Here is a 17,690-nt window from a genome sequence, read left to right on the forward strand (position 1 = left end):
ATGTCCTTTTACATCAAAGACCTGCTGCAGCTGTCTACGGGGGTGCGCCGGTTCCTGATAAGCGAGGCCTTCTACGGCATCGGAATCGGTCTCTATACACTCGTCCTGAATCTGCATCTGCTCTTCCGGGGGCTAAGGGAGGACGAGATCGGCGCGTTGGTATCGATGGGCATACTGATCATGGGCGTTCTCGCCATTCCGGTATCGCTGCTCGCTAACCGGACCGGAAGAAAGAAACTGCTGGTTACCGGCGTATTCTTTATTGCCGCGGGCAATGTGCTGTTTGCCGCCAGCGATGAATTGCTGTGGTTTTATGCCGCTCAAATATTGGTGTCTGCCGGCTTGACGCTGGTGGAGACGACGGAGATCCAGCTTCTCTTCCATTATTGCCGTTCCCGTAAGGAGGAAGCCCGTGCATTTTCCTTGATGTTTGCCGTCTTTACGGCTTTCACGGGTCTCGGAACGCTGGCGGCAGGATATATTTCGAAGGGGTTCGAAGGAAGCAGAGGTTATGAAGTGTCGCTTCTGCTGACCGGGCTGGTGCTTGTGCTTCACGGCGTCATCCGGGCGTTCTGGCTTCCTGCCGAGAACAAGGCTTCGGAGGAGGCAGCGGCGACAGTTTCGCCTTCGAGAGGCATCTCCAGGCTTATGGGGCCTCTATCCTCCGGGACCTTGTGGCTGTTCGCCGTGTTTACGGCGCTGCTCGGCGGCTGTATCGCCATGACCGGCTCATTCCTGAACGTCATCGTGAAGTTCCGCCTGGATTGGATGGACGACCAGGTATCCCTGATTCTGGCCATCGGCGCGATCCTGCTGTTTATATGCTCGTTGATGACGCCGTACGTCATGGAGCGGTTCGGTTATAACACGGCCATTATCTCGGTATTTATCGTTAATATTTTGCTGTTTGCCGCTCTATACATGATTCTCCCCGTATGGCTGTTTGTCGGGCTGTTTCTGCTGCGGGGCGGTGGCGTAACCATGCTGTCCAATCTGCTGGACAGTCTGCTGATGTCGGCCTTCAATGAAAAGGAACGGAATCTGTACGCCGGCATGAGGTCGGTATTCCGAAGTTTAGGCTCGTCCGGGGCAACCTTTGTTGCCGGACTGATCCTGGCCCGGCAGGATTATCGGCTTCCCTTTCTGGCCACGGCCGGCGTGCTGCTCCTATGCGGCCTGTATTACGTATGGTGGATTCGCCCGGTCTTATCCAAGAGAATAAACAGCGGTATCGAGCCATGATTGTGAAGGGCCGTCTAAAAGGGAAATCCGCCTTTTAGGCGGCCTTTTTGCCGATTGCAGCAGGCTCTTTCTTATTCATCTTACGGCGTCTGCTTCACCGCTGCAGGCTGAATCCATATTTGTCCCAGGGAAAGTCTTTAAACATATTGACATCAAAAATTGGTACATGTTTAAATAGAAGAAGTGTTAGCACTCTGTTGTAAAGAGTGCTAAAAAGAAACCTCGTTCAGATTGGAAGGGAGATTTTTTCATGGCGAAAAAACAGTTTAAAGCTGAGTCCAAACGGCTGCTCGAGATGATGATTAACTCCATCTATACGCAGCGCGAAATTTTTCTGCGTGAGCTGATTTCAAATGCCAGCGACGCGATCGACAAGATTTACTATAAAGCGCTGACCGACGACAACTTGACCTTTAATAAAGAAGACTACTACGTTAAGATTACTGCAGATAAAGCAAACCGTACGCTGACCATTACCGACACGGGGATCGGAATGACAAAGGAGGACCTCGAGAACAACCTCGGCGTCATCGCAAAGAGCGGTTCCCTTGCATTCAAGAGTGAGAACGAAGCGAAGGACGGCCACAATATCATCGGCCAATTCGGCGTAGGTTTCTATTCAGCCTTCATGGTTGCCGATGTCGTTACCGTGACGAGCCGTGCCCTCGGCAGCGACGAAGCATTCAAGTGGGAATCCGAAGGCGCGGATGGATATACCATTACGCCGGCCGATAAGGATTCCGTCGGAACCGAGATCGTTCTGAAGATCAAAGAGAACACGGAAGATGATCAGTATGACGAGTATTTGGAAGAATATCGCTTAAGAGCGATCATCAAGAAGTATTCGGACTTCATCCGTTATCCGATCAAGATGGACGTGAAAACGCAGCGTCCGAAGGCTGATGCCGAGAATGAGTTCGAGGAAGTCCAGGAAGAACAGACCATCAACAGCATGGTGCCGATCTGGCGCAAGAACAAAGGCGAGCTGACGGACGAAGATTACGTGAATTTCTACAACGAGAAGCGGTACGGCTTCGATAAACCACTCAAACACATTCATGTCAAAGCCGACGGTGCCGTCGTATATAACGCGATTCTGTTCATTCCCGAGAATACGCCGTTCGATTATTACACCAAGGAATACGAGAAAGGGCTTGAGCTCTATTCCAACGGCGTCCTGATCATGGACAAATGCGGCGATTTGCTGCCGGACTACTTCAGCTTCGTGAAAGGGATGGTCGATTCCGAGGATCTGTCGCTGAACATCTCACGCGAGATGCTCCAGCATGACCGTCAGCTGACGCTGATTGCCAAGAACATCAAGAGCAAAGTGAAAAGCGCGCTGCAGGGCATGATGAAGGACGAGCGGGAGAACTACGAGAAGTTCTTCGCATCCTTCGGCAGAGGCCTGAAATTCGGCGTCTATAACGATTACGGCATGAACAAGGAAGATCTTCAAGATCTGCTGCTGTTCACTTCCTCCAAGGAGAAGAGGCTGGTCTCCCTGGACGAGTATGTATCGAGAATGCCGGAGGATCAGAAGTATATCTATTATGCTTCCGGTGATTCCATCGACCGGATCGAGAAGCTCCCGCAGACGGAAATGGTGCTCGACAAAGGTTATGAAATTCTGTACTTCACCGACGATGTCGATGAGTTTGCGATCAAGATGCTCATGAAATACAAGGAGAAGGAATTCAAGTCGGTATCCAGCGGCGATCTTGGCCTCGATTCCGAGACGGACAAACAGGAGAATGATGCTGAAGAGAACGACAATAAAGAGCTCTTTGAAGCTATGGGCAGCCTCTTGGCCGGCAAGGTGAAATCCGTTAAAGCCTCCAAACGACTGAAATCCCATCCGGTATGCCTGTCCACGGAGGGCGATGTATCGATTGAGATGGAGAAGATCTTGAAGGCGATGCCGAACGGACAGGATATCCAAGCCGACAAGGTGCTGGAGATTAACACGAACCATGAGGTGTTCAAATCCCTGAAGGCACAGCAAGCGGATCAGGATAAGCTGAAGCTCTACACGAATCTGCTGTACAATCAGGCGCTGTTGATCGAAGGCTTGCCGATTGCCGATCCGGTGGAATTCACGAACGATATTTGCAAAATCATGGTGTAACCGTCGTAGCTAGCTCATGCGATGATAATAAACAAACCCGAAACGCTGGTAAGGCACCAGGGAATCGGGTTTGTTTTTTTGTGCATATCACCTGAACGCGATGCAGCTCCCTACGCCACGTCCGCGGCAAGATCCGATAACAATCCGTTCTCGGGCGCAATACCCAAGAGGTCATATACCGATATGGGAAACATCGGAAAGCCGACATAGTACGGCGTGATGGCATATAACGGATAGAAGATGACCAGTGACTTATCTGCCAGATAGAAGTCCTGATTCGGCGAAACGGTGACCGGACCGTTCTCCAGCACGGGAATGCCGCGTTCCTTGATCTGACGGTTCACTTCGGCGGCCAAAACGGCTTGATAGCTGGAGCCCGGACGGAACAGGTCGGATAAGGCGTAGGATTTACCGGTGGCCGTGGAGAAGGTCAATCCTTTGGTCACCGTATACCCGTGCGCCATATGCTCGGAGTAAGTGTAGTTGGCCAGCACGAGGCTAAGAATGCCACGCTCGTTCGTTTTAATCTCAAAGGTGCCCGTCGTTTGCGGGTTGGTGCCGGTCTGAACGTGCTGCTGTTCACGCTGCATATCCTGGATTTTAACAATAATGGCCCGGTTGATGGCTTCTTCTGCTCCAGGATTCATAAGGCCGTATACCTGCGGATAATGAATCACGAGACCGGGTGCCGTATGCGTGAGGGTATGGATGCTCACCGGCGGTACATATTGTGCCATGCGTACCATCGCTCCAATCTAACATCAGATACGTTAGCCTATTCGGAAACGGGCGCGGAGGTTACGCAGCCGGAGGGGAGGAAGTTCGGACTCCCGAGGCTGGTGGGCTTAGAGGGTCGGCAGCCCGGTCAACCCGGCAGAACGGCTTCGGTCAGGCAGAGAGCTCCAATGCGACAGAACGCTCCAATGCGACAGCGGGAGTCCAAGTCCGTGGGCGTGTTTGTTGTAAATCGGACGGCCCTCACTCCTTCTCTGCAATACCAGACGTAAGCAGTCTTCTAACAAAGATCGTGAATATGGCCAAGGATACGACAACCGATACTGCCGTAACCGTAAACAGATATGCATAGCCGATACGCTCGGAGACCAGGCCCAGCAGGATGGCGCCAAGCCCGATGCCGAGATCGAATGCGGTCATGAAAGAGGCGTTGGCTGCGCCTCTCCGATCTTCGGGAGCAATGCGCAGGGTGGCTGCTTGAAGAGCGGGCTGGGCCGAGCCGAAGCCGATGCCGTACAGAATGGCCGCCGTAATCAGTCCGGGCAATCCGCTCGACAGGCTTAAGACGATCAGAGCGCCGGCCGTTACGACAAGGGACGGAATGATGACAGCCGCTTCGCCGAAACGGTCCGACAGCTTCCCGGCAAAGGGCCGAATTAACGTAAGAGCGACGGCGTACACCAGGAAAAAGGTTCCCGGATTGACCCGGATGGACTCGGCGAACAGCGGGAGAAAGGTTGTAATTCCCCCATAAGCGACAGCCAGAAAAAAGATGGCGACGGTGACCGGGAGAACGGATTTCTCGACAAGCTGAATTCGTCCTGCCGAAGGTTTGGCTTGATAAGGGGCTCTGGTCATGTAGGCCAGTATGAAGGCAATCAGAGAGAGCCCGGTAGCGACAAGAAACAACGTCCGAAACGAATACCCGCTAACGATATAAGTACCCAGCATCGGGCCGATGGCCATTGCCACCGTCATCGCCATACCGTACCAGCCCATGCCTTCCCCACGACGGGAGGTCGGAATTAAATCCGTAATGACCGTTCCGATAGAGGTTGTCGAGAAAGCCCAGCTCGCGCCGTGAAGGATTCGCAGCGCGAGCAGAAGCAGAATGCTGCCAACCCAATCGTAGAGATACATCGAGAGAACAAAGAAGATAAGACCCCAAATGTAAAAAGCTCTCCTGCCGTACCGATCCACCAATCCCCCGACCATTGGGCGAAACACAACCGCCGTCAGCGTGAACGCACCGGCCGCCAAGCCCACCTGGGTCTCGGAGCCGCCTAAATGCTTGATATACAGCGGAAGCGTGGGCAGCAGCAGATAGAAGCCCGTAAACAGAAACAGCATCCCGACCGTCATCTGAATAAACGGTTTTGTCCATAAACGTTCCATCTTCCTATCCCTCCTTATATCCAATGTGAAAAACGCTTGAACGCTAGTCCTCTTCGGACTTAACGGCCGTTATTTCTTTCTTGACCCACTCGATATTCGTCATTCCCATCTGCTTCCGGTGATCCAGCACCCTCAGCAATTGAAGCCGCTGTTTCGCTGGCTCAGGCTTGTAGAACGTGATCTCGGCTTCAAAGTCCGTCACATGTTTCAGGTTGGTCTCCAGATAAATCAAATATTGCTCTAGACAATCGAGCCGAACCTTCTTCGGTACATACCTGAAATACACCATTTTGAAATGGAATATTTGCTCCGTGTCCATGTTGTAGTCCAGGGGGGTCTCCATAAGATCGAGAAACTTCTTCCGTCCGGAATCGGTAATCCCGTAGATTTTTCGGGGGCGTTTGCCTCCGCCGGATTCGTCCAGACGAAGATGGATCCACCCGTGATCCACCATCCGGGAGAGCAGGGGGTATAACGTTCCGGAACTGATCTGACGGTAAGGCCCACCTGCATTTTTAAGAATCTCTTGGAGCATATAGCCGTGTTTATCCCCGGTCATCAATTCACCCAGAACAAAAATTTCATACATATGAGCTCCTCCATAAATATATCGTATCGATATAAATATATATCGATACGATACAAAAGTGCAATACCTGGAGAGTATTTTAGCAATCGCTCTCCAAGTAACAGTCGTCCGAATTTCAGGATGGAGAGGTGCAACGATTGAAGCCGATCCCAGAAGGATCGGCTGGAAGAATGCGAAGGGGGAGGAAAGAAGCCAACTCAAATTGAGAAATATAGCAGAACTTGGATGCGTTGTGCACAGCAGGGAGTAGATGCATGTGCTTGCAGAGGCGAGCCGTCCCTGGCAAGAGCACTAAGGGTTTTGCTTCCTGCGTTTACAGTCCGCCTGCGTTTTTTCCATGACTTTCACCTTGTTGTCCGTTGACCTTCTCGACATAATCCAAATGTTGAAATCCCCATGTGCACATGTCGGTCAGAACGCTGTCCAAGCTCTTTCCATGCTGCGAGATGGAATACTCCACCTTGGGCGGAATCTCCTGATATACCTTGCGTACGACCAGCCCATCCTGTTCCAGTTCGCGCAGCTGATTCGTGAGCATGCCTTGGGTCACGCCCGGAAGCAGACGCCGGAGCTCCCCGAATCGTTTGGTTCCGTCCTGCAGCAGTATAAATAGAATCAGCGGTTTCCACTTGCCGCCGATTAATTGCAGAGTTGTCAGGATGCCGTCGGTGTTAGGCCGTTCATGATCGGTTGTTCTCATATTCTCATCTCCCATAGGAAGTGTGTCATCGGTCTTTGTTCATTTGATGTTAGTAATGTAGCACAGTATTCGGTTTAAACCCAGTACTATTCTTCTTCGTACTTAGTACGTTTTATCGTACTATGCATGGGATGTATAGGTACGCTAAAACTGACTAAGTACATAAAAAGAGCGTACTTTTCAACGAAACGGATCCGAAACATAATGGGGGTGTCAAACAAACCAAATGGGACAGGAGAGACCTGAATATGAAAATCATGGTGATTGTGGTTCATCCGAATTTAGACAACTCGCGTGCGAATCGAGTGCTGATGCAGCACAGCAGGCTGTATGCGAATGGAAATGTAGATATCCGGGATCTTTACAAGGAGTATCCGAATTGGATTATCGATATTGAACGCGAGCAGCAGCTTCTTCTTCAGTATGATCGGGTAGTGTTCCAGTTCCCGTTTTACTGGTACAGCTGCCCGCCCCTATTGAAGAAATGGTTCGATGACGTTCTGACCTTCGGTTGGGCGTTCGGACCGGAAGGCAACAATCTGAAGGGCAAGGAATTTATGCTGGCCACGACGGTGGCAGGCTTAGAGCAAGGGTATCAGGCAGGTGGGGACAATTGGTATACCGCCAGTGAGCTGCTGCGTCCGATTCAAGCCACGTTGAACCGGTGCAAAGTCCGATATTTGCCGGCCTTTGCGACCTATAACGTAGAGAAGGTAAGCGATGAGGAGCTCCAGGCGGAGGCCGGCAGATATGCCGACCAGGTTCTAGCACCTGCAGCCGAAAGCCGATACTGAGGAATGCTTCTCGGCCGTGAACCGATAGAAGATTGGCACTTGTCGGCCGGAGCCATAAAGGGCATGATGGAGTCATACCACGAGCATGACCTGAAGCAGTGCTTATGCGCTTCGAGGCAGACCATAACGGTTTGGCTCGAAGCAGCTTCATATGCATATGCGTACCAAATTCGAAGGAGGCAGCTTCATGACGATTGATGAAGCCATTCACTTGGAGTCCTATGACAAGCAGTGGGCGGATCGGTTTAGCGACGAACTTCAGACGTTAACCAAGGAGATCGGTCCCTATACGGCTGCCATCGAACATTTTGGAAGCACATCGGTACCGGGGATGATGGCCAAACCCATTATCGATATTCTGGTGGGCGTGGAGAGCACGCAGCATACGAATGAAATCATCCCCAAGCTGACCGCTATGGGTTACGAGGACTTGGGCGAAGCGGGGATCCCCGGTCGTTTATATCTCCGCAAAAGAGGCAGCGTTGCCTATAACGTTCATATTGTGTTATACCGTGGCGACATCTGGAATCATAACATCATGATCAGGGATTACCTGCGGGCACATGCCGTGGAAGCCGAGCGTTACAGCGAGATCAAACGACGGATCGTTTCGCAAGGGACCCGGACCCTGCTCCGATACTCCGATGAGAAGAATGCGTTCGTTGAGCAGCTGCTTGTCAGGGCGAAAGCATGGAAGAACGGTGTGCAATTCGAATAAGCGCCTGCGAATTTATCCTCCATTCATGGCCTTGCACTGCTTTCGGTAAGCGGAAGGGGTGAGGCCATGAAATTTTTTGAACGTCTTGCTGAAATGGACATAGTCCGAGAAGCCGACGCGGTAGGCTGTTTCCTGGGCGGAAAGCTCAGACTCCGCCAGCAATTCCCTCGCTTTTTCCATACGGACCTGCACCAGGTATTTTACGAAGTTCATATTCGTTTCGCTCTTGAAGGTACGGCTTAAATATGTGACCGACATCCCCACCGAATCAGCTACCTCCTGCAAGGACAAATCCTCCATCGCGTAATTCTCTTCAATGTAACGTTTGGCCTTCTGAATATTGTGGCGAGACCCTAGATTTCGGGAGCCCTTAATCAACGCCAGCATTTCCTTGATCTTATCTTGTATTTGACGGCTGCAGGCAATGGGATCGTCCTGTGGCCATTGATCCTCGCCAATCTCCATCGCAAGAAGCAAACCGCGTTCTTTCATCGCCGTCAGCAGATCCTGCATCAGCATTTGGGCGTACCGTGACACGCTGACTTCTTCTGGCCCGCTCGTCTCGAAAAGAGTCATGATCTCGCGAATTTGTTCCAGCGCTCTCTGTTCATCGGCAGAATACAGCAGCTCAGCCAGCCTGGCTTTGTGGCGCTGCTGCGAAAGCGTCCATTCCGTTTGCCGGGAGAACCGCGCTTTCCGCTCATCCAGCTCCCTGCAGGCACGTTCCAGCGTCGTTTGGAACTGGGCAGGGTCGATGGGCTTCAGCAGGAAGTCCGAAACGCCATAGCGCAGGGCCTGACGTGCGAATTCGAAGTTGTCATGGCCCGACAGGATAATGAAATGCATCTGGGGATGGGATTCCCGGACACGGCGGATAAATTCCAGACCATCCATTTCAGGCATGCAAATATCGGTTACGATGATGTCGGGTCGGCTATTTTCCAGCATTTCCAAAGCCTCAACCCCGTCCTCGGCTTCGCTGGTGACGACAATTTGAAGACCCGACCTCTCAACAAGCTTTCGCAAACTCAAATGAATGGCGTATTCGTCATCTATCATCATGATCCGGTACATGGTGTCCCTCCTCGCTAGTCCTGTACGGCAATCTGATTTCAAATATCGTGCCTTCCAAGGGCACGGATTCCACAAGATGCAGGCCATACTCGTCACCGAAGGTAAGCTGAAGCCTTTGATGAACGTTCAAGAGGCCGATGCCGCTGGTGGTTTCCTCCCCGTCGTTTTGTTGCATGCCTTCACCCGGCTTCTCGCGGGTTTGCAGGATTTGCCTGATCTGCCACAGCGTTTCCGCCGTCATGCCAATCCCCTTGTCCCGGATGATGATGGCAAAATAGCCCGATTCCGCACGGGAGCTGATCCCCAGGTAGCTTGGCTTCTTGCCTCGGTATCCGTGTATGAATACATTCTCTACAATCGGCTGCAGCGTGAGCCTTACGGCGTTTACGCGATTCAGGTCCCGTTCGTTCAGGTTCATATCGATCCGGAGCCTGCGGAAACGGGCGCTTTGAAGATCAAGATAATACTGGACATGCGTCATTTCCTCCCGCAGCGAAACGACGGATCCGGCATGACCGATATTGTAACGAAACATATGGGCCAGCGCCCTCGTCATGCGGCTGATTTCCATATGATCGTCCGCAATGGCATATGAATTAATAATCTCCAATGAATTGTACAAAAAATGCGGGTTGATGTGGGACTGCATGGAGCGGAGCTCGGATTCCTTCTGCTTGATCATGAGCTCCCGTTCCTTCAGCTGGGAATCCTGGACCTCCCGGATCAGCCGCTTCAGCTCTCCCGTCATGCTGTAGAAGCTTTGAAATACGGCGGTCATTTCATTGTTGCGGAACCGGTTCATGTTGGTAGGAAGCACAAAATCCCCTCGCTCGACGCGGGCCATTAGCTTCTGGAGCATGGAGAGCGGCCTTGTTAAAGACAAGGAGAAGCCGCCCACAAGCGCCAATGCAATGATCATAAGGAGGGCTGCGGCCGCAAGCGAGTAATTCCGCTGGGTGATCAAACCGCCGATGAGATTGTTCAGCGGCAGGTCGGCGACAACCGTCCAGCCGGTGAGCTGCGAGCGTTCATGCAGAACCATCTTTTCGGTGCCCGAAACGGTGTCTTGATGCCGGAAGAAGGAGGAGTCCCGGTTTTGAATTCGTGTTAACAGCCCCGGTTCGACTGGGGTTCCGACCCGGCTCGGATCCGGGTGGTAGATCATCTGCCCATCCTTGCCCATGATCCAGACATCAAAGCCCCCCAGCGAATCGTTAGAGCAGATGGCTCCGATTTGCTTCAGATTGAGGTCGACAATCAATAAGCCTTTATAGAGAAAGGACGAATTGTCATACAGCTTCCGGGCCACGGTAAGGGCTGGTGTGTTTCCTACCCGGCTGAGGCCGATGATTTGAAAATCGTTGAATTGATCCAGCTGCGCCTGATAGGATCGGTTGCGTTTGCGGATTTCACTCATGTCGAGCAGTCCCGGTGCGCTTTCGTAATCGGTAATTTGTCTTTTGTTCTCGGCGACGAGCGAGATTCCAATAATGTCGGACCTGCCGTAAATCATCTGGGCAAACAAGTCGTCCTCCACTTTTTTGGCAAGCTGAAAGTACGCATAAGGAGTAAGCTGTGTGGTCGAGAGAAATTGCTGGATCTGCGGGTTGTGGATAAAGGGATAGGTGGAATTCTCCAGATTGGATATGTACGAATCCAGCGAGACGTTGGTTTGTTCGATGATACGCTTGTTAGCACCTGCGGCAAACTGTTCAATCGCTTTGGTAGACGACTGGTACCAAAAGCTGCCGAGCAGAAAGAAGGGGAGGCCAATGAATAGGATGATCAGCACGAACAAACGTTGGTTAATGGTCAGATTACCGGTGGAAACGCCTTGGATGTTCATCGCTCTTCCGCCTTCCTCGCTTTGAAGTAGGGAATGTAAGGAACATTGTAGCAAAAAAACACAAGTTGTAAATAAAAAACCATGATGCCGCAGCAAGAAATCACAAGTGGGCTAAGAAAGCACATGGGCGCATTCGGTCGTTATCAACTACAATCGCATTAATCCATTCAAACAATAGGGGGCGAGGATTTGTGAAAAAGAGAAAAGGGTTTTACAGCTGGTTAACGGCCTTATTGCTGATATCCGTTATGGTAAGCGGTTGCGGCAATGCTGATGAGGGTAAGACCGGCACTGCCACACCCGGCACCGGAGGGGATGAAGGGAAAAAGGTAGAAATCCTGCTCGGGTATTATTCCAGCGACAGCTCCGATGCGAAGATGAAGGAGCTGATCGAGCAGTTCGAGGAAAAGCATCCGAACATTACGGTGAAGACGCAGAGTGCGCCTTACGGGCAGTTCTATCAGAAGCTGGATACGCAGATCGCGGCCGGCCAAGCGCCGGACGTATGGCTGTCCGACGGCGTCTACGTGATGAAATACGCCCAGCGGGGCGCGGCCAAGGATCTGACCGATTGGATTGCAAGGGATCTGAAAGCCGATGAGTACTACGGCCTCGATTTCAACAAGGACGCGGACGGGCGCTATTGGGGCGTGCCGCAGGGCATACAGGTCGGCGTGTTGTTTTACAACAAGGATCTGTTTGATAAGGCCGGCGTAGCGTATCCTTCGGATGAATGGACCTGGGAGGATCTGAAATCATCGGCAGCCAAGCTGACGGTGGATGCCGGCGGAAAAACGGCCGAGGACAGCGGGTTCGACGCAGCCAGCGTGAATCAGTTCGGGCTTACGTTCTTCAGCATTACCGAGGGCTGGTTCTCCGTGATGAAATCCTACGGCGGCGGAACCCTTGACGAGAAAGCGGAGAACTCGATCATCAATTCCCCGGAGAACAAGCAGGCGTTCGAATGGATGGTCGACGGCATGCAGCGCGGCATTATTACGGATCCGGTCGACCTGAAGAGCTTCCAGAGCAATACCGCCGTGTTCCCTAGCGGATCGGCAGCCATGCGGATCGGCATCTATGCCCGGGTGCAGGCAGCGAATGAGGCCGGTCTGAATTACGATGTGACGCTGCTGCCGAAGGGACCTGACGGCAAGCGGGTGTCCCCCGTCATTGCCAACTCGTGGGTGATTAATCAGAAGTCAAGCGATGAGAAAGCGGAAGCTGCCTGGGAGTGGATTAAATATTGGGCGACGGAAGACGATGTGCAGAAGCAGTGGACCGAGCTTGGCGAAGCCGTGCCCGTGAAAAAATCCGTAGCGGAATCCGAAGTGTTCCTCAAGGCTGGAGAGCAGCCGGCTAACCGCCAGGCCTTCCTGGATAGCCTGGAGTTCGCGCAGACGCTCGACAATAACGCGGTCTGGGAAGAATGGGTAGGCAAATTCAACGAGCATGCGGAGCGTGCCTTCCTGGGGGATGCGACCATCGATCAGGCTTTAAGCGAAGCGGACGCAGCCGTTCAGGCGGTCCTCGATGATTTCTATAAAAAATAAAACCAAGGGTGGAAGAAAGGCGGGAGTGAAATGGACAATACGCTAAACGACAATGCAGCACTCAAAGCCGATCCGATGCCGCACGGAAAGCCCGCCCGAAAACGGAAATGGGATCATGAGGGGAGATGGGGGCTGCTCATGGCCTCCCCCTATGTTCTCCACTTTATCATTTTTGTGGCGGGGCCTCTCGCCGCATCCCTGTATTTCAGCTTTTCCGATTATGACATGCTGAATCCGCCCGAGTGGAGCGGACTGGATAATTTCCGGCGCATGGCCGATGATTCGATGTTCTGGCGTTCCCTGTGGAATACCTTGTATTTTGCTGTTCTGTTCGTGCCGCTCCAGACCTTCCTGGCCTTGGTGCTGGCCGTCGCGCTAAACCAGCGTTTGAAAGGGCTTAAATGGTTCCGGATGGCCCATTTTATCCCGGTGATCTCCTCATGGACCGTCATCCTCTACGTTGCTGACGCTATATTCAACCCTCGCTTCGGTTTGGCAAATACGCTGCTTGCCAAGCTTGGGCTGGAAGGGCAAGGCTGGCTGCAGGATCCGAAGCTGGCGATTCCGCTGCTCGTGTTCATCGCGGTCTGGAAAGGGATCGGCTATATTATGGTCATTTATCTGGCGGGTCTGCAGAGTGTTCCCGGGGATCTGTATGAAGCCGCGGAGATCGACGGTGCTGGAGCCCTGCGCAAATTCCGGTACATTACGGTTCCATTGATCTCGCCGACGACCTTCCTGGTTGTCATCATGAGCACGATCTCTACCTTCCAGGCATTCGAACAGATCTACGTGCTGACCGGCAGGGGCGACATCAGCTCGGCGGGAGGCCCGAATAACTCCAGCCTGGTCATGATGCTGTATTTATATCGCGAAGGGTTCACCTTTATGAGGATGGGGTATGCTTCCGCCATTGCCTGGGTGCTGTTCATGATCCTGTTCCTGCTGACGCTGATACAGCTTCGGGCCCAAAAGAAGTGGGTGCATTATGACTGATCAAGCGATCAAGATGGAACTGGGGATTTGGAACCGCATCGGAGGAAGGAGTGGCCTCAAATGAGAAGAAAGCTGCTGGGAAAAAGTATCGGATACGTGCTGATCGGGATCAGCTCGCTCATCATGATCGTGCCGTTTCTGTCGGCGCTCATGAACTCATTGAAAACCTACAAGGAATATACAACGGTTCCGCCCCGCTGGATTCCTGAAGTATTCCAATGGTCCAATTACGCCCAGGTGTTCCAGCTTGGGAATATTGGGGGCTACACGCTGAACAGCATCTTCGTAGCCGCATTGTCCGTCATAGGCGCCCTGATCTCCTGCTCGATGGTCGGGTATGCGTTCGCAAGACTGCGCTTTCCGCTGAAAAGTGCGTTATTCGTAATGGTGCTGGGTACGATGATGATTCCGGCGGTGGTCATCATCATCCCACATTTCATCATTTTTAATAAGCTGAACATGCTGGATACGCTCACGCCGCTGTGGATTATCGAATGGCTGGCTCAGCCGTTTGGGATTTTCCTCATGCGTCAGGCTTTCATGAATATACCTAAGGAGTACGAGGAGGCGGCCAAGATGGAGGGCTGCAATCCGTTCCAGATCTACCTGCGAATTTTTATTCCGATGGCCAGGCCTACGCTGGCGACGCTGGCGATCTTTACGTTCATGGGCAAGTGGAACGAGATTCTGACGCCTGTCATTTATTTGACCTCGAATGAGAAGTATACGCTGCCCATCGGCATTCTCTCCTTGTCAGGCCAGTGGACCGGCAATGAACAGCTTATGATCGCAGCCGCACTGGTCAGTCTGGTTCCAATCCTGCTGGTATTCCTGTTTGCCGAGAAATATTTTGTGCAGAACCACAATATGGCCGGGATTAAATAATGGAACGTTACTAACGTTGCTATCGGCTCCGGAAGGGGCCATGTCTGTGATGGAAAGGATGAAAGAGAAGATGAGAATAGCGGCATTCAGCGGATCGTTAATCGATTACAGCATCCATGAAGCGTTGTCGATCGCGGCCGGGCTCGGTTTCGACGGAATCGAAATTGCCTGCCGCGAACCGCACTTAAGTCCGGAAGCTTCGCTGCCGCGGGTTCGCGAAATGAAGGCTGTTGCGGAAGACCATGGCTTGGATATTCCTGCATTGGCGGGTTATATGGGACATTTCTCGACAAGCGGAGATGCGGAATGCGCTGAGGCTTACGATCAGTTTATGGGTCTGCTTGAACGCGCAGTAATGTTGGAGGCGGGGATGATCCGGATCTTTCAGGGGGGGCCGAATGCCTTCCTGGCGGAGGATTATCATTATGCCAAGGCGGCCTTCTGGATTCGGAAATGCGCGGAGGAAGCTCGTGCTGCGGGAAAACGGATCGTGCTGGAGATTCACAATCAGAGCCTGGTGGAGACGACAGATAGCGCTCTGCGACTGCTGGATTTGATCGGCGATGACCAGGTTGGTCTGATTCATGACGCAGGGAATATGTACATTACCGACACGGAATTTGGGGAAGAGTCGGTCCGGCAGCTCGGAAGCCGTTTGTTCCATGTGCACATCAAGGATGAACGGCGGATCGCACAGGGAGGCGCACCGGGAACGTTTAAGAACTTGACCCGTCACGGGGAAGAGTTCTTCCTGCAGTGCCGCCTTGGTGAAGGAGAAGTGGATCACGGCGGGCTGCTCAGGGGACTTCGGGAATACCGGTATGGGGGTTGGCTTACGCTGGAATGCGCAGCTCCCTATCCGCCGAAGGAACGGCTTGCTTATGATCTGTCGGTCATCAAGGAGTGGCTGCAGGCTGTGGAGGTGTCGACCGGATGAGCGGAAAAGCACGGAAATTTGGAATCATCGGCTGCCAGCATGCCCATATCGGCATGTTTATCGAGGAGATGCTGGCACTGGGCTACGAATGCGCAGGAGTATACGAACCGGACAATAAGCCTTTAGCCCGCACTCTTGCCGACCGGTACGGTCTGGAACTGACAGGGGATCAGGAATCGCTGCTGAGCGATGAAGGAGTGAGCGTTATCGGCTGCGCGGCCATCAACCATGAGAAGATCGATGTCATTGAGCTGTGTGAGCTCCATGGCAAGCCTGTCATGATCGACAAGCCTGCCGTGACAGATCGGGCGGGGCTGACCCGGCTGCGCAGCGTTCTGGAGCGGGGAAGAATCGAGATAGGGATGATGCTGACCGAGCGCTTCCGCCCTTCCCTGCATACCATTCATCGGATGATCCGGGCGGGAGAGTTAGGGGACATCGTCCACATCTCGATGCGTAAGCCGCATCGGCTGAATCCGGAATCGAGGCCAGCCTGGCATTTTGACAAGTCGCAATCCGGAGGCATCATTAACGATCTCTTCGTGCACGATTTTGACCTGTTACGATGGCTGACGGGCCGGGAGGTGGAGACGGCATCCGGTTATCTGGCGAAGCATATGCTGCCTGAATATCCGACCTTCTATGATGCGGCCGGCGTTCAGGTATTCATGGATGGCGGGATCACGGCACAGCTGTACGCGGACTGGCACACGCCCGCCGGCAGCTGGACTTGGGGAGATGGACGGATATTCGTAACGGGGACGCGCGGCACTGCAGAAATTCGGCTGGAAGGCGATCCCTTATTATCGAGTGATGAGGTTGCGCTTGTGATCACCGATCAGGAGCTGCGTTCTTTGCCTTTAACGCCTCCCGCGTTCTCCCTTTCGCAGGATTTTCTGAACCGGGTGGAGGGAGTAGCGGGCCTGATCACGCATGACGATATTTACAAAGCCTCGGAGGCTACGGTGATGGCGGATGAGGGAGCACGGGTCCTGATCCGGGAATAGGGAATGTATACGGCTTTCATCGAAAACAGAGCGTATTGAGGAGGCGTAGGGAACATGACGAAGGAAAAGCTGCCCGTCCGATTCGGTATTATCGGCTGCGGGATTATTGCGGATATTCATGCGAAGGGCATTTTGAATACGGAGGAGGCTGAGCTTGCCGCCGTATTCGATACGAAACGGGAATCAGCCGTCAAGCTTACCGAAACGTACGGAGGAGACATCTGCAACACCTTGGAAGAACTGCTGGCACGCGAGGATGTGGAGGTAGTCTGTATCTGCACGCCAAGCGGCATGCATGCAGAGCAGACGGCGATGGTCGCCCGGGCGGGCAAGCATGTGCTGGTGGAGAAGCCGATGGCGATCCGGCTTGACGATGTCGAGCGCATGATTGAGGTATGCGCCGAGAACGACGTGCTGCTCGCAACCGTCTTTCCGAGGCGCATGTCCCCGCAGGCTCGATATGCCCGGAAGGTCATTCAGGAAGGACGGCTTGGGAAGTTCAGTTTATGCTCGGCATATGTCATGCTCTACCGCGATCAAGCCTATTACGACAGTGCGGGCTGGCGTGGGACCTGGGCGATGGATGGCGGCGGAGCGATGATGAATCAGGGAATTCACACGGTGGATATGCTGCAATGGCTCGTTGGGCCCGTAGCATCCTTGTCCGCGAAGGCCAAAGCCGTGCTGCGAAATATCGAAGTCGAAGATACCGTTATCGCTGCACTTGAATTTGCGAGCGGGGCGCTCGGCGTGTTGGAGATCACGACGACGGCCTGCGACGGCAAGGGACAGCGGCTGGTTATCCATGGGGATAAGGGCGTGCTCGTCATTGAAGAGGATACCATCGTTTCCCTTGAGATCGATGGCCAGCAGATTCAGCTGCCTGAGTTCGAACCATTTAAAGTCATACCTGACGGTCATCGCCTGCAAATTCGAGATATGGCGCTTGCCGTTCGCGAAGGCCGACAGCCTGTTATTACCGGGAAGGACGGCAGGCATTCGCTGGAGATTATTCTCTGCACCTACGAGGCTTCCCGCCAGCGCAAGGAAATTCAACTGCAGACCGGAACGCCGGTGTTGTAAGGGATGGA

The 17,690-nt window shown here is 53.0% G+C and carries 16 protein-coding genes; 10 read left to right on the plus strand and 6 right to left on the minus strand.

Annotated elements, in window-relative coordinates:
• A complete protein-coding gene (locus ACQKPA_RS16660) occupies positions 1-1,242 on the plus strand; it encodes an MFS transporter (protein ID WP_427493709.1) in 1,242 nt (413 codons plus the stop codon).
• Positions 1,243-1,492: 250 nt separating this feature from the next.
• A complete protein-coding gene (gene htpG, locus ACQKPA_RS16665; protein ID WP_427493710.1) occupies positions 1,493-3,370 on the plus strand; it encodes a molecular chaperone HtpG in 1,878 nt (625 codons plus the stop codon).
• 110 nt (positions 3,371-3,480) lie between these two features.
• Here the strand turns inward: htpG and ACQKPA_RS16670 are convergent, their stop codons facing one another.
• From ACQKPA_RS16670 to ACQKPA_RS16685, 4 genes are all read right to left on the minus strand, one after another.
• On the minus strand, positions 3,481-4,107 hold the full coding sequence (locus ACQKPA_RS16670; RefSeq protein WP_427493711.1) for a DUF3298 domain-containing protein: 627 nt from the start codon (positions 4,105-4,107) through the stop codon (positions 3,481-3,483).
• Positions 4,108-4,348: 241 nt separating this feature from the next.
• Positions 4,349-5,500: an MFS transporter gene (locus ACQKPA_RS16675; protein ID WP_427493712.1), complete on the minus strand. Its 1,152-nt coding sequence runs from the start codon at positions 5,498-5,500 to the stop codon at positions 4,349-4,351.
• A gap of 43 nt (positions 5,501-5,543) precedes the next feature.
• Positions 5,544-6,089: a PadR family transcriptional regulator gene (locus ACQKPA_RS16680; protein WP_427493713.1), complete on the minus strand. Its 546-nt coding sequence runs from the start codon at positions 6,087-6,089 to the stop codon at positions 5,544-5,546.
• Between the two features lie 313 nt (positions 6,090-6,402).
• A complete protein-coding gene (locus ACQKPA_RS16685) occupies positions 6,403-6,789 on the minus strand; it encodes a winged helix-turn-helix transcriptional regulator (RefSeq protein ID WP_427493714.1) in 387 nt (128 codons plus the stop codon).
• 248 nt (positions 6,790-7,037) lie between these two features.
• Here ACQKPA_RS16685 and ACQKPA_RS16690 point away from each other — a divergent pair, with 248 nt between their 5' ends.
• Positions 7,038-7,583 carry an NAD(P)H-dependent oxidoreductase gene (locus tag ACQKPA_RS16690; RefSeq protein ID WP_427493715.1) on the plus strand — a complete coding sequence of 182 codons (546 nt, stop codon included), beginning with the start codon at positions 7,038-7,040 and terminating at the stop codon, positions 7,581-7,583.
• A 187-nt stretch (positions 7,584-7,770) separates the two neighbouring features.
• On the plus strand, positions 7,771-8,301 hold the full coding sequence (locus ACQKPA_RS16695; RefSeq protein WP_427493716.1) for a GrpB family protein: 531 nt from the start codon (positions 7,771-7,773) through the stop codon (positions 8,299-8,301).
• A gap of 12 nt (positions 8,302-8,313) precedes the next feature.
• Here the strand turns inward: ACQKPA_RS16695 and ACQKPA_RS16700 are convergent, their stop codons facing one another.
• Positions 8,314-9,375 (minus strand): response regulator transcription factor, encoded by a 1,062-nt coding sequence (locus tag ACQKPA_RS16700; RefSeq protein ID WP_427493717.1) that lies wholly within the window; start codon positions 9,373-9,375, stop codon positions 8,314-8,316.
• Complete coding sequence (locus ACQKPA_RS16705) at positions 9,350-11,221, minus strand: sensor histidine kinase (RefSeq protein ID WP_427493718.1); 1,872 nt, start codon at positions 11,219-11,221, stop codon at positions 9,350-9,352. Before ACQKPA_RS16705 ends, ACQKPA_RS16700 begins: the two co-directional genes overlap by 26 nt.
• Before the next feature lie 191 nt (positions 11,222-11,412).
• Here ACQKPA_RS16705 and ACQKPA_RS16710 point away from each other — a divergent pair, with 191 nt between their 5' ends.
• From ACQKPA_RS16710 to ACQKPA_RS16735, 6 genes are all read left to right on the plus strand, one after another.
• Complete coding sequence (locus tag ACQKPA_RS16710; RefSeq protein ID WP_427493719.1) at positions 11,413-12,774, plus strand: ABC transporter substrate-binding protein; 1,362 nt, start codon at positions 11,413-11,415, stop codon at positions 12,772-12,774.
• A gap of 30 nt (positions 12,775-12,804) precedes the next feature.
• Positions 12,805-13,770 carry a carbohydrate ABC transporter permease gene (locus ACQKPA_RS16715; protein ID WP_427493720.1) on the plus strand — a complete coding sequence of 322 codons (966 nt, stop codon included), beginning with the start codon at positions 12,805-12,807 and terminating at the stop codon, positions 13,768-13,770.
• Between the two features lie 60 nt (positions 13,771-13,830).
• On the plus strand, positions 13,831-14,655 hold the full coding sequence (locus ACQKPA_RS16720; protein WP_071221237.1) for a carbohydrate ABC transporter permease: 825 nt from the start codon (positions 13,831-13,833) through the stop codon (positions 14,653-14,655).
• Positions 14,656-14,725: 70 nt separating this feature from the next.
• Positions 14,726-15,592: a sugar phosphate isomerase/epimerase family protein gene (locus ACQKPA_RS16725; RefSeq protein WP_427493990.1), complete on the plus strand. Its 867-nt coding sequence runs from the start codon at positions 14,726-14,728 to the stop codon at positions 15,590-15,592.
• Positions 15,589-16,599 carry a Gfo/Idh/MocA family protein gene (locus ACQKPA_RS16730; protein WP_427493721.1) on the plus strand — a complete coding sequence of 337 codons (1,011 nt, stop codon included), beginning with the start codon at positions 15,589-15,591 and terminating at the stop codon, positions 16,597-16,599. The genes ACQKPA_RS16725 and ACQKPA_RS16730 overlap by 4 nt, the downstream gene beginning before the upstream one ends.
• A gap of 54 nt (positions 16,600-16,653) precedes the next feature.
• Positions 16,654-17,682, plus strand: a complete 1,029-nt coding sequence (locus ACQKPA_RS16735) for a Gfo/Idh/MocA family protein (protein ID WP_427493722.1) — start codon at positions 16,654-16,656, stop codon at positions 17,680-17,682.
• Positions 17,683-17,690: the final 8 nt, after the last annotated feature.

The organism is Paenibacillus sp. NPDC093718 (assembly GCF_050279985.1).
GTDB lineage: Bacteria > Bacillota > Bacilli > Paenibacillales > Paenibacillaceae > Paenibacillus_AQ.

Coding starts and splice junctions, on each gene's coding strand:
- ACQKPA_RS16660 (WP_427493709.1), top strand. CDS start 1: ATGTCCTTTTACATCAAAGACCTGCTGCAGCTGTCTACGGGGGTGCGC.
- htpG (WP_427493710.1), top strand. CDS start 1,493: ATGGCGAAAAAACAGTTTAAAGCTGAGTCCAAACGGCTGCTCGAGATG.
- ACQKPA_RS16670 (WP_427493711.1), bottom strand. CDS start 4,107: ATGGCACAATATGTACCGCCGGTGAGCATCCATACCCTCACGCATACG.
- ACQKPA_RS16675 (WP_427493712.1), bottom strand. CDS start 5,500: ATGGAACGTTTATGGACAAAACCGTTTATTCAGATGACGGTCGGGATG.
- ACQKPA_RS16680 (WP_427493713.1), bottom strand. CDS start 6,089: ATGTATGAAATTTTTGTTCTGGGTGAATTGATGACCGGGGATAAACAC.
- ACQKPA_RS16685 (WP_427493714.1), bottom strand. CDS start 6,789: ATGAGAACAACCGATCATGAACGGCCTAACACCGACGGCATCCTGACA.
- ACQKPA_RS16690 (WP_427493715.1), top strand. CDS start 7,038: ATGAAAATCATGGTGATTGTGGTTCATCCGAATTTAGACAACTCGCGT.
- ACQKPA_RS16695 (WP_427493716.1), top strand. CDS start 7,771: ATGACGATTGATGAAGCCATTCACTTGGAGTCCTATGACAAGCAGTGG.
- ACQKPA_RS16700 (WP_427493717.1), bottom strand. CDS start 9,375: ATGTACCGGATCATGATGATAGATGACGAATACGCCATTCATTTGAGT.
- ACQKPA_RS16705 (WP_427493718.1), bottom strand. CDS start 11,221: ATGAACATCCAAGGCGTTTCCACCGGTAATCTGACCATTAACCAACGT.
- ACQKPA_RS16715 (WP_427493720.1), top strand. CDS start 12,805: ATGGACAATACGCTAAACGACAATGCAGCACTCAAAGCCGATCCGATG.
- ACQKPA_RS16720 (WP_071221237.1), top strand. CDS start 13,831: ATGAGAAGAAAGCTGCTGGGAAAAAGTATCGGATACGTGCTGATCGGG.
- ACQKPA_RS16725 (WP_427493990.1), top strand. CDS start 14,726: ATGAGAATAGCGGCATTCAGCGGATCGTTAATCGATTACAGCATCCAT.
- ACQKPA_RS16730 (WP_427493721.1), top strand. CDS start 15,589: ATGAGCGGAAAAGCACGGAAATTTGGAATCATCGGCTGCCAGCATGCC.
- ACQKPA_RS16735 (WP_427493722.1), top strand. CDS start 16,654: ATGACGAAGGAAAAGCTGCCCGTCCGATTCGGTATTATCGGCTGCGGG.